We start from the raw sequence: 14,297 nt of genomic DNA, 5'->3' as shown, positions 1-14,297 counted from the left end.
CTGACATCGGGTGCGCGGTGACGTCTTCGATCCTGCCGCGCGCGAATCAGCAACCGATCAGCAGCCGGTCGCCGCGCGTACCGTGGTGAGCGCACGAGCGGTGGCGGATCGGAGCGGACGGAACATGGAAGCGGTCACGTTCGGCGTGCTCGGCGCGGTCACCGCCGCGCGCGACGCCCACGTGCTCGCCCTCAAGGGCCCCCGGCACCGCGCCGTGCTGGCCCGGCTGATCCTGGCCCGGCGACGGGTCGTCCCCCTCGCCCGCCTGGTCGAGGACCTGTGGGAGGCGCCGCCGCCGCGGGCCGTGGGAGCGGTGCGCACCTTCGTCGGGGACCTGCGCCGCGCCCTGGAACCCGACCGCCCGCCGCGCGCCCCGGCCCGGCTGCTGGTCACCGAGGGCCCGGGATACGCCCTGCGCGCGGCCCCGGACGCGGTGGACGCGTGGCGCTTCGAGGCGGCCGTCGCCCAGGCGGACCGGCTGCCCGCCGCCCAGGCCCCGGACCGGCTCCGGGCGGCCCTGGGGGAGTGGCGGGGACCCGCCTACGCCGAGTTCGGCGGGGAGGACTGGACCCGGGGCGAGCGCTCCCGGCTCACCGAACTGCGGCTGCGCGCCGTCGAACGCCGGGCGGAACTGCTCGTGGACCTCGGCCGCGCCGCCGAGGCGGTCCCCGACCTGGACGCGCACCTCACCGAGCACCCCTGGCGCGAGGAGTCCTGGCGACTGCTCGCCCTCGCCCTGTACCGGAGCGGGCGGCAGGCGGACGCCCTCGCCGTGCTGCGCCGGGCCCGCGCCCTGCTGGCCGGACACCTGGGCATCGACCCGGGGCCCCGGCTGCGCCGCCTGGAGGCCGGCATCCTCGCCCAGGACCCGGACCTGGACCCGCCTGGCGAGCCCGCGGAAGCGGCGGCCCGGCTGTGGGCCCGGGCGACGGAGGCGTACGACCGCACGGTCGCCGCCGGTGCCCACGCCCGCCTGGAATCCACCGTCGGCCTGCTGCGGAGCCTGGCCGTCACCGGCGGCGGCGGTCTGGAGGCGGCCAGGGAGCACCGGATGACGGCGGTCGCGGCGGCGGAGGAGACGGGCGACGCGGAACTGACGGCCCGGGTCATCGGCGCCTACGACGTCCCCGCCAACTGGACCCGCAGCGACGATCCCGAACTGGCCGGGCGGATCGTCGCGGCGGCCGAACGAACCCTCGCCGCCCTGCCCGAGGACCCCAGCGCCGACGCGGCACGCTGCCGCCTGCTGGCCACCGTCGCCCTGGAGTCCCGGGGCGTGCGCTCCCCGCGCGGCCCGCGGGCGGCGGCCGAGGCCGAGCGGACCGCCCGCCGCCTGGACGACCCCGCGCTGCTCGCGTTCGCCCTCAACGGCGTCTTCATGCAGTCCTGCACCGGCGCCGGGCTGGCGCCGCGCCGCGACGCGATCGGCGCCGAACTCGTCGCGCTCGGCACCCGGCACGGCCTGGTCAACTACGCGGTGCTCGGCCGGCTGATCCGGCTCCAGGCACGCTCGGCGCTCGCCGACCTCACCGCCGCCGACGAGCACGCGACGGCCGTGGACCGCCTCGCCGAACGGCACGAACGGCCGCTCGTGGCCGTCTTCACCCAGTGGTACCGGGCCCTGCGCGAGGCCGCCTCGGGCAGCTCCTACGACAGCGCCGAGGCCGCCTACCGGTCGGCCGCCGCCCGGCTCGACGGCGCGGGCATGCCCGGCCTGGAACGCGGACTCCTGCCCCTCGCCCTGCTCGGCCTGCGGCTGGCCCACGGCCGGCCGGCCGACGTGGACCCGGACGCGCAGTGGGGCCCGTACCGGCCCTGGGCCGAGCCGTTCGCCCTGCTGGCCGAAGGCCGTGACACCGAGGCCCGGACCGCCCTGCGGGCCCTCCCCGAACCGCCGCCCGACCTCCTCTACGAGGCCCTGTGCTGCGCCGAGGCCGCGCTCGCCCTCGAACTCGGCGACACCCCGGCCCTTGAGCGCACGTACGCACGGCTGCTGCCCGCGTCCGGTGAACTCGCGGGCGCGGGCAGCGGGTTGCTCACTTTCGGACCGGTCGACGGCTGGCTCGCCGCGATCCGCGGGACGCTGGAGGCGTGAACGCGACGAGGGGACGCGGTGAGGCCGGGGTCATCGCGGGCGGGCCGAGGCCAGCGGGATCGGCGTGAACATCGCGGGCTCCTCGTCGGGAGCCAGCGCGGTGGGGCCGTACACCCAGTCCGTGAAGCCGTAGTCGTACGGATCCCGGTCCCGCATGATCGCGTTGCGCCGCAGACGCTCCGCACCGTCCAGGTGCCACAGCTCGCCCCAGGAACGGGCGGTGGACTGCACGCGGCGGCAGTGCTCGACGCGGACCGCCTCGTACGCGGTGAGCACGGCGTCCCAGTCGGGGCCCTCGGACGTGCCGTGGCGACGGATGTGCCGGGCGAGCACCCAGCCGTCCTCGATCGCCATGATCGCGCCCTGCGCCATGTACTGCAGCGGCGGGTGCGCGGCGTCGCCGAGCAGGGCGATCCTGCCGTGCACCCACGTCTCGACCGGGTCCCGGTCGAGCATCTGCCACCAGCGGTCCCGCCACATCAGCGGGATGCCCTTGCGGACCGTGTCGCAGGTGGCGTCGAACGCGGCGTCCAGCTCGTCGGGCGTGCCCCAGTCCTCCCGGCCCGCCACGGCCTTCGGCGACCGGAACACGGCGACCTGGTTGAACATGTCCCCGCCGCGCAGCGCGTACTGCACGAAGTGGCAGCGCGGGCCGACATGCACGGTGACGTCCTTCTCCGCGACGCCGTTGCCCCGCACCTCCTCGATCGGGACGGCGGCGCGGTAGGCGACGTAGTCGGAGCTGACGACGTCGTCACCGACGAGCTGACGCCTGGCCACCGAGTGCAGCCCGTCGGCGGCGACGACGAGCGGCGCCTCCTCGGTGCGGCCGTCCTCCAGACGCACCCGGGCGCCGGTGCCGGTGCCGGCGCCGGTGTGCTCGTAGGCGACCACCGTGCGGTCGGTCAGCAGCTCGACACCGGCGGCGCGGCAGGCGCGCAGGAAGATGCCGTGCAGGTCGCTGCGGTGGATGACCATGTACGGAAAGCCGTAGTGCCGCTCCAGGTCGCGCAGGTCGAGCCGGGTCAGCTCCCGGCCGTCGAGCGCGTCGCGCATCACCATGTTCTGAGGCAGCACGCCGAGGCTCTTCGCCTCGTCCAGCAGGCCGTACTCGTCCAGGATGCGGGTGCAGTTGGGCGCGATCTGGATGCCGGCACCGACCTCGCCGAACTCCTTGGCCCGCTCCAGGACGCGGACCCGCAGCCCCTGCCGGGTCAGGGCGAACGCGGTACTGAGGCCACCGATGCCGCCGCCGACGACGATGACGTCGGGGGTGCCCGGGGTGCCCGGGGTGGATGTCGGGGTGGCTGGTGTCGCAGGGTTCATGGTCACTTCCGTGTGTCGTGGGCCGTTCCGCTCAGAGCCAGGGGCCCAGAGCGGGGGCCGGTTCGCCGTGGCGGGTGGTGAGGGTGCTCGCCCGCCCGGTGAGGTGGGCGGTCAGCTCGGCCAGCGGTCCGGTGACCTCGAGCGGGTCGCCCTCGCCGGGCAGCTCCCAGCGGGCGCCGGTGTCCGAGGCCGCCAGCAGCAGCGCCGGGCCGGGGCCCGCGGCGCGCTTGGCCACGACGTCCTCGCAGAGCGCGGCGAGGAAACGGGGCGGCAGGTCGGCGAAGGACACGCCCGTGCCCAGGTCGACGGCGTGGACGCAGACCTCGCGCGAGCGCATCCAGGGCAGCTCGGTCGCGGGCACCGTCCGGCCCTGGGCGGTGACGACCTGCGCCCGCCACTGGTCCTCGTCCAGCGCGGCCATCGCCGACTCCAGCCGCTGCGCCGAGTCGCGCAGCCATGCCCGCAGCTCGGCGGCGGGCAGCAGCGCGCCCTTCTCGATCCCGGCCCCTCGCTCCTCGGGCGAGGCGTACATCGGGGTCTTGTCACCGGTGGCGGCCCAGTGCACGAGGTTGCCCAGTGCGTCGGCGTTGGCGGCGACGTGCGCGACGACGTGCCCCCGCGTCCAGCCCGGCAGGGCGCTGGGCGCGTCCAGCGCGGCGTCGGCCGCCCCGGCCAGCAGCCGGGTGCCGAGCAGGGCCCACGCGCGCGTCTCGTCGAACGGCCGGCATGTTCGAGACATCCGAGATATCCGGGACATCAGGCGGACTTCTCCTTGACGACGCGGTTCTCCAGCCGCCCGATGCCGTCGATCTCGGCGACGACCGTCTCGCCGCCCAGCAGATAGCGCTCGGGCCTGCGCGCGTGCCCCACACCGCCGGGGGTGCCGGTGGCGATGACGTCCCCCGGGTTCAGCCTTACGACCGTCGAGACGTACTCCACCAGGTGCACCGGGTCGAAGAGCAGGTCGGCCGTGGAGTCGGACTGCATGACCTCGCCGTCCACGCTCAGCCGGACGTCGAGCGCCGGACGGACACCGCCGGGCAGCTCGTCCGGGGTGACCAGGTAGGGGCCGACCGGCGTGCTGGAGTCCCACATCTTGCCCTGGAGCCACTCACGGGTGCGGAACTGCCAGTCCCGGCAGGTGATGTCGTTGAGGACGGTGAAACCGGCGATCGCCGCCTCCGCCCCAGCCCCCTTCGCGCGGCGCACCGGGGCGCCGACGACCACCGCCAGTTCGACCTCCCAGTCGAACGCGTCGGTCTCCGCGGGCCGCGCGATGTCGTCGCGGGCGCCGATCAGCGCGTCGGCGAACTTGGCGAACAGGGTGGGGTGTTCGGGCAGTTCCCGGCCCATCTCCTGGATGTGGTTGCGGTAGTTGAGGCCCACGCACACCACCTTGGACGGGCGGGGGACCACGGGCGCGAGGTCGGCGCCCTCGACGGCGTACGTCGTCCCTGTCGTCCCCGTCGTCGCGGAGGCCGCGGCGGCCCGCTCGGCCCAGCCGTCCCGCTCCAGCAGGGCGCCGACGTCCGGTGCGCCGAGGTCGACCAGGACGTCGCCGTCCAGCTTCACGGCGCGGGTGGCGCCGTCGACACGGAGGGTGGCGAGCTTCATCGGGTGGGTCCTTCCACATGGGTGCGGTCCAGGCGCAGTGCCTCGAAGACCGGGGAATCGCTGAAACGGAACAGGTCGAGGGCGCCGGAGTCGGAGTCGGTGGCACCGGCCTCGGAACGCACCGAGAACGGCTGCCAGGACGGGACGACGAACAGGTCGCCGCGGGTCACCGACCACGAGGCGGCGCCGACGGTGACGGTGCCGGAGCCGTCGAAGACCTGGTACACCGACGAACCGGTCTCGCGCACCGGCGCGGTCTCGGCGCCGCGCGCCAGCCGGTGCATCTCGGCACGGATGGTGGGCAGCACGTCGGCCCCGGACGCCGGATCGCTGAACCGCACGGCCGCGTGACCGGGCCCGACGGTGCCGCCGTACCCCTCGGCCTCCAGGGCGAGCTGGTCGGCCAGCGCCCGGTCCGTGTGCTCCCAGCGGTAGGCGAGCAGCGGGGAGCCGGGGCCGGTCGCACCCGCGGAGACGGGACGCAGCCCCGGGTGGCCCCACAGCCGCTCGGCCCGCGACCGCTCGGGGGTGACGCGCTCGGCGTCGCTGATCTCGTCGCGGCCGAACTCGAAGAACTGGGCCTCGGTGACGTACTGGAACGGGATGTCCAGACCGTCGATCCAGGCCATCGGCTCGGCGGTGGCGTTGTGGTGGGCGTGCCAGTTCCAGCCGGCCTGCGGCAGGAAGTCCCCGCGCCGCATGGCGACCGGATCACCGCCGACGACCGTCCACACGCCCTCGCCCTCGACGACGAAGCGGAACGCGTGCTGGGTGTGCCGGTGCTCGGGCGCGTCCTCGCCCGGCATCAGGTACTGGATCGCCGCCCACAGCGTCGGCGTGGCGAACGGCCGCCCGCCCAGCGACGGGTTGGCCAGCGCGATGGCCCGGCGCTCACCGCCGCGCCCGACCGGCACGATGCCGCCGGCCCGCGCGGCCAGCTCGCGCAGCCGCTCCCAGCGCCACAGGTGCGGCACGGCGCGGGAGCGCGGGTGAGCGGGCATGAGGTCGCCGATCTCGGTCCACAGCGGCACGAGCAGTTCCTGCTCGAAGCCCCGGTACAGTTGCTCGAGCGCCGGGGTGACCTCGGGCTGGTCCGCCGCGGCGACGGCCCGGAGCCGGACGGGGGAGGAGTCCGTGACGGTGCCTGAGGAGTCGGCCTCTGAAGCGACGGTCTCTGCAGCGACGGTCTCTGAAGCGATGGAGGAAGTCACCGGCTCAGCGTGTCTCCGATCCGCAGGAAGGACATGTAGATTCTGGAGAGCAGAATCCCGGATCGCACCCTTGGATCCCGACCATGGGGGCCCGTTGGACAAGCCGCTCAAGAACCCGCCTGCCTACGCCATCACCAGCGTCGACCACGCCCTGCGCGCCGCCACGATGCTCCAGCTCGAGGGCGCGCTGACCGTCTCGGAGGTCGCCGACCGGCTGGGCGTGGCCCGGTCGACCGCGCACCGCCTGCTGGCCATGCTGGTCTACCGGGACTTCGCCGTACGGGACGACCACCGCGTCTACCACGCGGGACCCGTCCTGGAACTGGCCGCGCACTCCCGCTCCCAGGTCTCGACGCTGCGCACCGCCGCCCTGCCCCATCTGCACCGCGTCGTCGACCTCCTGAACGAGACGACGAACCTGACCATCCGCACCCGCGACACCGCCCGCTTCATCGCGAGCGAGGAGTGCACCCAGGCACTGCGGGTCGGCTCCCGCGAGGGCATGGTCTTCCCCGCCCACCGCACCACGACCGGGCTCCTGCTGCTCGCCGAGCTGAGCGAGGAGGAGCTGGCCGACGTGTACGCGCCGGAGCGCTACCGTGACCGGCCAGGCGACCTCCCCGACCTCGGTGTGCTCCGGACCGAGCTGGAGCGCGTGGGCCGCAGCGGCTTCGCCGTGAACCAGGAGCGCTCCGAGCGGGGGCTGGTGGCGGTGGGCGTCCCCGTGCGCGACGAGCACGGCCGGGCGGTGGCCGGCCTGTCGGTGTCGATGCCGAGCGTGCGCTACGACCCGCACCGCCTGCCCTCCCTGGTCGCGACGCTCGACGCGGCGGCACGGGCACTGGAGGCGGACCTCGCGGCGGGTCCCGCCGCTCGTCCCGCCGAGGGTCCCGCGGCGGCACGCTGACCGGGGTTGCACCGGCCCGCGCCGGGTACCCGCCGGTCCATGAAGTGGCAGCAGGTCCAGGACGGTCCGTCCGCGGTGTACGTGGTGGTGCTCGACCCCGGCGAGGACCCGGTCGCCGAACTCACCGGCTTTGCCCGTGACCGGTCGCTCGGAGCCTCCCAGGTGACCGCCGTGGGCGCCCTCTCGGATGCAGTCGTCGGCTGGTTCGACCGGCAGGCCAAGGACTACCGGCACATCCCGGTGGACGAGCAGTGCGAGGTGCTCTCCCTCATCGGGGACATCGCCGTCGCCGACGCCGGACCGGTCCCGCACCTGCACGCCGTACTGGGCCTGTCCGACGGCTCCACCCGCGGCGGTCACCTGCTGTCCGGCCGGGTCTGGCCGACGCTGGAGGTCGTCGTACGGGACAGCCCGGCCGAGCTGGCCAAGACCCACCGTCCCGACATCGGCCTGGCGCTGATCGACCTGGGCTGAGCCGCTCGTCGCGGAACGGTTTACCGGTCCGGGTGCGGGCTACGCGGGCCGCACCCGACCCCGTACCGACACTCCGGGAGGCGAGACCATGACACGGCATGTCCGAGACGTGATGTCACCGGCCGCGGTGGCCGTCGAGCCCATGACGACGGTGGCGCGGGCGGCCCGGCTGATGCGCGAGGAGGACGTCGGAGACGTCCTGGTGACCTACGACTGCGACCTGTTCGGTGTCCTCACCGACCGTGACATCGTGCTCCGCAGCGTCGCCGACGGCCGGGACCCCGACGCCACCACGGTCGGCGCGGTGTGCACGCCGCCGCCCGTCGTCACCCTCGAACCCGAGGACACCACCGACCGCGCCGCCGAGCTGATGCGACGCCACGCCGTCCGTCGGCTCCCGGTCGTCGAACACGGCGGCGTCCCGGTCGGCGTGGTCACCCTCGGCGACCTCGCCGCCACCGACGACCCGCACTCCGCGCTCGCGGACATCAGCCGGGCCGTGCCCGACCACTGACACACGGCCACTGACACCCCGATCGTCGGGGAGGAACAGCATGAGCGACCGACACCGCCCGCACTGGGCCACGGAACCCGCCCCGCGTACGCGGTCCGGCGCGGTCGGCCGCCGCTCCCCGCGCACCGGCACCGAACCGGTCCGCGCGCAGAGCGCGCTGCGGATGCGGCTGCTGCTCTCGGCCGTCTTCCTGCCGGTGTTCGTCGCGGGGGCCGTGTTCTTCGGCGTCTGGGCCGCCGGCACCGGCTCCGGCGAAAGCCCGGGCCGCGGCATGCTCGTGGTCGTCGCCGTCGTGTGCGGGGCGCTCGCCCTGCTGGCCGCGGCCGACCTGCTGGTGGTGATCGGACGGCTGCGCACGGAACGAGGCAGCGCCGGCCCGCGCCCCTCCGAGCCCCCCGGACCCCGATGACCCCGACGACCCCGAACACCCCGACGACCCGAGGAACCCGAGAAACCCCAGGAACCCGAGCAAGGGGACGGAGGAAGCGAGATGGCTCCCCCGGCACGAACGCCCGCGGCGGGCTCCGGGGAGGACCGCCGCGCCACCACCCGTACCGCGCGCCTGCGCAGCCGGATCCCCGAACCCGACGAGGAACCCGACCTGCTCGGCCAGTACCTGACCCAGATCGGTGCGACGCCCCTGCTGACCGCCGAGGACGAGGTGCGGCTGGCGACCCGCATCGAGGCCGGTGTCCGGGCCAGGGAGGAACTGGAGACGGCCGACACCGGCGAACCCGCCCCGACGCCCGGCCGGCGTCGCGCACTGGAGGAGACCGTCCACGACGGCCGGGAGGCCAAGGACCACATGGTGCGGGCCAACCTGCGGCTCGTGGTGTCGATGGCCAAGCGCCACGCCCACCGCGGGCTGCCTCTCCTCGACGTCATCCAGGAGGGCAACCTCGGGCTGATCCGCGCCGTCGAGAAGTTCGACCACACCAAGGGCTTCAAGTTCTCCACGTACGCCACCTGGTGGATCCGCCAGGCCATCGAACGGGGCCTGGCCACCCACGCGCGCACGGTACGGCTGCCGATCCACGTCGTCGAACAGCTCCAGAAGCTCGCCAAGGTCGAACGCGGACTCCGCGTGAGCCTCGACCGCGAGCCGACCACCGAGGAGGTCGCCGCCGAGAGCGGCATCGACGGGGACAAGGTCGTCTGGCTGCGGCGGGTCGGACGGGACGCGGTCAGCCTGGACACCCCGGTGGACGAGACCGGCGAGACCGTCGTCGGCGACCTCATCCCCGACACCGAGGTGCTGCGCGCTCCGGAGGTCGCCGAGTTCCAGGCGCTCGCGGCGGAACTGCGTGAGGCCGTCGGCACCCTCGCACCCCGCGAGGCCCTGATCCTCAGCCTGCGTTACGGCCTGCACGACGGCCGCCCGCGCACCCTGCACCAGGTCGCCCAGCACGTGGGCCTCACCCGCGAACGCGTCCGCCAGTTGGAGAAGGCCTCCCTCGCCCAACTGCGCGCCCCCGAGACCCGGGAACGGCTGCTGGACTGGGCGAGCTGAGCCCGGCCGGCTTATGGAAGCCGCCGGGTTGCCGTGGCCGCTCCCCGGAAACACCCTGACCAAGAACCTGTACGCGGTCCTGCTTCCCCACGCCCGCATCCGCACCCGAGGAGCACCGGTGGACGTCTCTCTCAGCACCTGGCTGCTGACCGTCGCGGGCCTGTGCGTCCTCGTCGCCGCCGACTTCTTCATCGGGCGCAAGCCGCACGACGTGTCCGTCAAGGAGGCCGGGATCTGGACGGCCGTCTGGGTGGTCCTGGCCTGTCTGTTCGGCGTGGGACTGCTCGTGGCCGGCGGCGGCGGGCCCGGCGGCGAGTTCTTCGCCGGCTACATCACCGAGAAGTCGCTCAGCGTCGACAACCTGTTCGTCTTCGTCCTGATCATGGCGAAGTTCGCGGTGCCCTCGCAGTACCAGCAGCGGGTGCTGATGATCGGCGTCCTGATCGCCCTGGTGCTGCGCGCCGCGTTCATCGCGGCGGGCGCGGCGATCATCTCCGCCTTCTCCTGGGTGTTCTACCTCTTCGGTGCCTTCCTGATCTGGACCGCCTGGAAACTGATCCAGGACGCCCGCAAGGACGAGCACGACAAGGAGTACGAGGAGAACAAGCTGCTGAAGTCGATCGAGCGCCGCTTCGGCGTCGCCGACCGCTACCACGGCACCAAGCTGTGGGTCGAGCAGAACGGCAAGCGCGTCATGACCCCGATGCTGGTCGTGATGCTCGCCATCGGGTTCACCGACATCCTGTTCGCCCTGGACTCCATCCCCGCCATCTACGGGCTGACCCAGGACCCGTACATCGTGTTCACGGCCAACGCGTTCGCCCTGATGGGCCTGCGGCAGCTCTACTTCCTGATCGGCGGCCTGCTGAGGAAGCTGGTTCACCTCTCCTACGGCCTGTCGGTCATCCTGGGCTTCATCGGCGTCAAGCTGGTGCTGCACGCCCTGCACGAATCCGGCGTGCACGTGCCGGAGATCGGCATCCCGTTCTCGCTCGGCTTCATCGTGCTGGTCCTCGCCGTCACCACGGCGACAAGCCTGTGGGCCGCGAGGCGACAGGAGGGGCCGTGAGGGGCCGTGAGGTCTAGTCCACCAGCTCCTGGGTGCCCAGGACCGTCAGCAGGGCGAGCCGTTCGGCGTCCGCGGTGTCCGGTTCGGCCGTGTAGACCATGATCCGCAGATCGCTGCCGGCCACGCCGAGCACGTCGCAGTCCAGGGTGACGGGTCCCACCCGTGGGTGGTCGATGGTCTTGCGGGCCGCCTCGTGCCGGTCGACCGCGTCCGTCTCCCACAGCTCGGCGAACAGCTCGCTGCGGGCGCGCAGCTCCGCGACCAGCCGGCCGAGCCGGCGGTCGGCGGGATAGCGGGCGGCGGTCGCGCGCAGGTCCGAGACGAGCGCCGCCTCGAAGGCGCGGCGTTCCTCCGGCGTGTACCGGGCCCGGCTGCCCGGGCCGACGAAGTTGCGCCACACGCCGTTGCGTTCCGGTCCGTGCCACTGGGAGGGATCGCCCATCAGCGCCGCGTAGGGCGGGTTGGCGAGCAGCAGCGTCCAGGTCGCGTCGTACACGGCCACCGGGGTGCCGGCCAGCCGGTCGAGCAGCCGGTGGACGCTCGGCGGTATGTACGTCGGAACCGCCTCGGGACCCGGCGGCACCAGTCCGGCCAGCCGGAACAGATGCGCGCGCTCCTCGGCCGGCAGCCGCAGCGCCCGCACGAGAGCCTCGACGACCTGAGCCGACGGGTTGGCCGCCCGGCCCTGTTCGAGCCGGGTGACATAGTCGACGGAGATTCCGGCCAGCAGCGCCAGCTCCTCGCGCCGCAGCCCGGCCGCCCGCCGGTGACCGCCCGCGGGCAGCCCGGCCGCCTCGGGGGACACCCGGTCCCTGCGCAGCCGCACCGCCCGCCCGAACTCCGTAGCCGTCATACCCCCAGTGAACACCGTGGGCGTCCCGGCTACCTGGTACCCGTGGTCCCAGGAAGACGGGACGCCTGGCTGCCCCGGCCGCCACGCCGCAGGGTGGATTCCATGACGAACACACTGATCACCGGAGCCAACAAGGGCCTCGGCTTCGAGACGGCCCGCCGCCTCGTCGCCGCCGGCCACACCGTCTACGCCGCCGCCCGCGACGCCGAGCGCGGACGCCGCGCCGCCGAGGAACTGGGCGCGCGTCCCCTGGTCCTGGACGTCACCGACGACGCCTCGGTGGCCGCCGCCGTGAAGACCGTGGCGGCCGACGGCGGCCTCGACGTGCTGGTCAACAACGCCGGCATCGAACAGCGGGGCGAGCACAACACCGTGACCGGCGCGGACGGCACGACCGCCGACCTGGTGCGCACCGTCTTCGAGACCAACGTCCTCGGCCTGGTGCGCGTGACCCACGCGTTCCTGCCGCTGCTGCACAGCTCCGCCGCGCCCGTCGTGGTCAACGTCAGCAGCGGCCTGGCCTCGCTGACCGGGCTCGCCTCGCCGGAAAGTCCGGGCTACGGCTACCCCGGCCTGGCCTACCCGGCGTCGAAGACCGCGGTCAACGCGCTGACCGTGCAGTACGCGAAGGCGTTCCCCGGGATGCGGATCAACGCCGTCGAGCCGGGCTTCACCGCGACCGACCTGAACGGCAACACCGGTACGCAGACCGTGGCCCAGGGCGCCGAGGTCATCGTCCGGATGGCCCGGCTGGGCCCGGACGGACCCACCGGCGGCTACTTCGACGCGGCGGGCCCGCTGCCCTGGTAGCGGGTCACCGGGTCACCGGGTCACCGGGTCATCGGGTCAGCAGCCGGCCGGTGTGGGCCTGCCGCGCGAGACCACGCGGGTGCCGTGCGCGTCGACGACGCGGGCCTGGAGCGAACCGCAGGCGCACCGGGTCCACAGGGTGCCGCCCGCCCCGGTGGGGTGCGCGGACACCACCTGGAAGGGCTCGGCACCGTCGGGCCACCCGCAGTGCGGGCAGACGACACCGGTCGTGCTGGGCATGGCAACTCCTCGTGCGTCTGTGGTGCGTCGGAAGGCTGGTGCGCGTGGTTCGATCGACCGTCGCGACACTGACAGGGTGCGGCCATGGATCTGTTCACGTCCAGGTTGACTTTACGGACTCCACCGTGAAGCGTGCACTTCATGATTGATCTGCGCAGGCTGCACGTGCTCCGGGCCGTCTCCCACTACGGCACCGTCACCGCGGCGGCCCGCGCTCTGCACTTCACCCCCTCGGCCGCCTCCCAGCAGATCCGGCAGCTCGCCCGGGACCTGAGGGTCGACCTGCTGGAGCCGCAGGGGCGCGGGGTGCGGCTCACTCCGGCCGCGGTGAGCCTGCTCGAGCACGCCGACGCGATCGAGGCCCGCTGGGACGAGGCCGAACTGGACCTGCGGGCGGGGGAGGGGACCCCCGCCGGGCCGCTGCGGGTGACGGGATTCCCGGTGGCCGTCTCCGTGCTGCTGGCCCCGATGGCCGCGCGGCTGCGTGAGCGGCATCCGCGGCTGTCGGTGCGGATCCGGGAGGTCGAGGTGGCGGAGAGCTTCGACCTGCTCTTCGAGGGGGAGAGCGATCTGGCCGTGGTGGAGGCGACGCCGTCCAACCCGCCGTCGGCCGACGCGCGCTTCGACCAGCGGCCGCTCCTGGACGACCCGTTCGACCTGGTCGTGCCCGAGGGCCATCCGCTGGCCGGGCGGGACGGGGCAGACCTCGCCGACATGGCGCACGAGGCCTGGATCGCGCCGGTGCCGCAGAGCCCCTGCCGGCCGCATGTGATGGCGGCGTGCGGTGCCGCCGGATTCACCCCCGACGTGGTCCATCACGCGCTGGACTGGAACGTCACCGCCCACCTGGTCGCCCACGGGCTCGGCGTCGCGCTGGTGCCCCGGCTCGCCCAGTTGACCCCCGAGCTGCCGATCGTCCGGGTGCCCTGTGCGGACCGGCCGCACCGCAAGCTGCTGACCTGCACGCGCAGTGGCGGCCACCGGCGTCCGGCGGTCGCCGTCGCGCTGGAGGAACTGCGCACGCTGGCCGCCGCGGCGGTGGCCTGACGCAGGCCGGGACCGGAGCTCGGGCGAGCTCCGGTCCCGTACACGTCCTTGGTGCGCCGGTCAGGCGGCGACGGATTCGTCCGCGTGGCCGTGCAGCCGCGCGACGACCTCGGTGAGCTGCGCGGCGACCTCGGCGTCGTCCGCCGGGTGGGTCTCGGCGAAGCGGGTCAGCGAACCGGGGATGGACAGCTTGAGGTCCTCGATCACCTTGCCGCCGGCGATGCCCACGGCCTTGCGGGCCTCGTCCTGCGCCCACACGCCGCCGTACTGGCCGAAGGCGGTGCCGACCACGGCCGCCGGCTTGCCGGTGAGGGCGCCCTGTCCGTAGGGGCGGGACAGCCAGTCGATGGCGTTCTTCAGGACGGCCGGGATGGTGCCGTTGTACTCGGGCGAGAAGAGCAGGAAGGCCTGGGCGCCCTGGGCGGCCTCGCGCAGCTTCGCGGCGGCGGCCGGTACCTTGCCCTCCACGTCGATGTCCTCGTTGTAGAAGGGGATCTCGGCGAGCCCCTCGAACAGATGTACATCCGCGCCCTCCGGCGCGAACTTGACGGCCGCCTCGGCGAGCTGGCGATTGTGCGAACCGGCGCGAAGGCTGCCGACGAGCGCAAGGATGCGGACAGACATGAG

General features: G+C 73.8%; 16 protein-coding genes. 9 read left to right on the top strand and 7 right to left on the bottom strand.

Annotated features, from left to right (window positions below; genetic code table 11):
- Positions 1-124: 124 nt before the first annotated feature.
- Positions 125-2,095: a BTAD domain-containing putative transcriptional regulator gene (locus tag KUM40_RS25810; protein ID WP_217168526.1), complete on the top strand. Its 1,971-nt coding sequence runs from the start codon at positions 125-127 to the stop codon at positions 2,093-2,095.
- A 30-nt stretch (positions 2,096-2,125) separates the two neighbouring features.
- Here KUM40_RS25810 and KUM40_RS25805 read toward each other — a convergent pair whose 3' ends face one another.
- The 4 genes from KUM40_RS25805 to KUM40_RS25790 are packed head-to-tail and all read right to left on the bottom strand — an operon-like array spanning position 2,126 to position 6,246.
- Complete coding sequence (locus KUM40_RS25805; protein WP_217168525.1) at positions 2,126-3,421, bottom strand: FAD-dependent oxidoreductase; 1,296 nt, start codon at positions 3,419-3,421, stop codon at positions 2,126-2,128.
- 31 nt (positions 3,422-3,452) lie between these two features.
- Positions 3,453-4,178 (bottom strand): maleylpyruvate isomerase family mycothiol-dependent enzyme, encoded by a 726-nt coding sequence (locus tag KUM40_RS25800; protein WP_374227418.1) that lies wholly within the window; start codon positions 4,176-4,178, stop codon positions 3,453-3,455.
- Entirely contained in the window at positions 4,178-5,035 is an 858-nt protein-coding gene (locus KUM40_RS25795; protein WP_217168524.1) for a fumarylacetoacetate hydrolase family protein, read from the bottom strand. Before KUM40_RS25795 ends, KUM40_RS25800 begins: the two co-directional genes overlap by 1 nt.
- Complete coding sequence (locus KUM40_RS25790) at positions 5,032-6,246, bottom strand: cupin domain-containing protein (protein ID WP_308401231.1); 1,215 nt, start codon at positions 6,244-6,246, stop codon at positions 5,032-5,034. Before KUM40_RS25790 ends, KUM40_RS25795 begins: the two co-directional genes overlap by 4 nt.
- A 94-nt stretch (positions 6,247-6,340) precedes the next feature.
- Between KUM40_RS25790 and KUM40_RS25785 the strand changes: the two genes are divergently transcribed.
- The 6 genes from KUM40_RS25785 (at position 6,341) to KUM40_RS25760 (ending at position 10,720) form a co-directional block, all read left to right on the top strand.
- Entirely contained in the window at positions 6,341-7,153 is an 813-nt protein-coding gene (locus tag KUM40_RS25785) for an IclR family transcriptional regulator (RefSeq protein WP_217168523.1), read from the top strand.
- Between the two features lie 39 nt (positions 7,154-7,192).
- Positions 7,193-7,627, top strand: coding sequence for a PPC domain-containing DNA-binding protein (locus KUM40_RS25780; protein ID WP_217168522.1), 435 nt, complete (start codon positions 7,193-7,195; stop codon positions 7,625-7,627).
- Positions 7,628-7,715: 88 nt separating this feature from the next.
- Positions 7,716-8,141, top strand: a complete 426-nt coding sequence (locus tag KUM40_RS25775) for a CBS domain-containing protein (RefSeq protein WP_217168521.1) — start codon at positions 7,716-7,718, stop codon at positions 8,139-8,141.
- Positions 8,142-8,181: 40 nt separating this feature from the next.
- Complete coding sequence (locus KUM40_RS25770; protein WP_217168520.1) at positions 8,182-8,550, top strand: DUF6343 family protein; 369 nt, start codon at positions 8,182-8,184, stop codon at positions 8,548-8,550.
- 81 nt (positions 8,551-8,631) lie between these two features.
- Positions 8,632-9,651 (top strand): sigma-70 family RNA polymerase sigma factor, encoded by a 1,020-nt coding sequence (locus KUM40_RS25765; protein ID WP_217168519.1) that lies wholly within the window; start codon positions 8,632-8,634, stop codon positions 9,649-9,651.
- Positions 9,652-9,769: 118 nt separating this feature from the next.
- The gene (locus tag KUM40_RS25760) at positions 9,770-10,720 is read left to right on the top strand and encodes a TerC family protein (protein ID WP_217168518.1); all 951 of its coding nucleotides are present in this window, start codon (positions 9,770-9,772) and stop codon (positions 10,718-10,720) included.
- Between the two features lie 13 nt (positions 10,721-10,733).
- Here KUM40_RS25760 and KUM40_RS25755 read toward each other — a convergent pair whose 3' ends face one another.
- On the bottom strand, positions 10,734-11,573 hold the full coding sequence (locus KUM40_RS25755) for a helix-turn-helix transcriptional regulator (RefSeq protein ID WP_217168517.1): 840 nt from the start codon (positions 11,571-11,573) through the stop codon (positions 10,734-10,736).
- 102 nt (positions 11,574-11,675) lie between these two features.
- Between KUM40_RS25755 and KUM40_RS25750 the strand changes: the two genes are divergently transcribed.
- Complete coding sequence (locus KUM40_RS25750) at positions 11,676-12,383, top strand: SDR family NAD(P)-dependent oxidoreductase (protein WP_217168516.1); 708 nt, start codon at positions 11,676-11,678, stop codon at positions 12,381-12,383.
- Between the two features lie 36 nt (positions 12,384-12,419).
- Here the strand turns inward: KUM40_RS25750 and KUM40_RS25745 are convergent, their stop codons facing one another.
- Positions 12,420-12,623 (bottom strand): hypothetical protein, encoded by a 204-nt coding sequence (locus KUM40_RS25745; protein ID WP_217168515.1) that lies wholly within the window; start codon positions 12,621-12,623, stop codon positions 12,420-12,422.
- A gap of 141 nt (positions 12,624-12,764) precedes the next feature.
- Here KUM40_RS25745 and KUM40_RS25740 point away from each other — a divergent pair, with 141 nt between their 5' ends.
- Entirely contained in the window at positions 12,765-13,670 is a 906-nt protein-coding gene (locus KUM40_RS25740; protein WP_217168514.1) for a LysR family transcriptional regulator, read from the top strand.
- Positions 13,671-13,730: 60 nt separating this feature from the next.
- Here KUM40_RS25740 and KUM40_RS25735 read toward each other — a convergent pair whose 3' ends face one another.
- Positions 13,731-14,294, bottom strand: a complete 564-nt coding sequence (locus KUM40_RS25735; RefSeq protein ID WP_217168513.1) for an NAD(P)H-dependent oxidoreductase — start codon at positions 14,292-14,294, stop codon at positions 13,731-13,733.
- Between the last annotated feature and the right edge of the window lie 3 nt (positions 14,295-14,297).

It is taken from the genome of Streptomyces sp. AC512_CC834 (assembly GCF_019049325.1).
In the GTDB taxonomy this organism is placed as follows: Bacteria; Actinomycetota; Actinomycetes; order Streptomycetales; family Streptomycetaceae; genus Streptomyces.
Note: the sequence above shows the minus strand (reverse complement) of the source record. Positions and strands in the feature narration are given on the sequence as shown.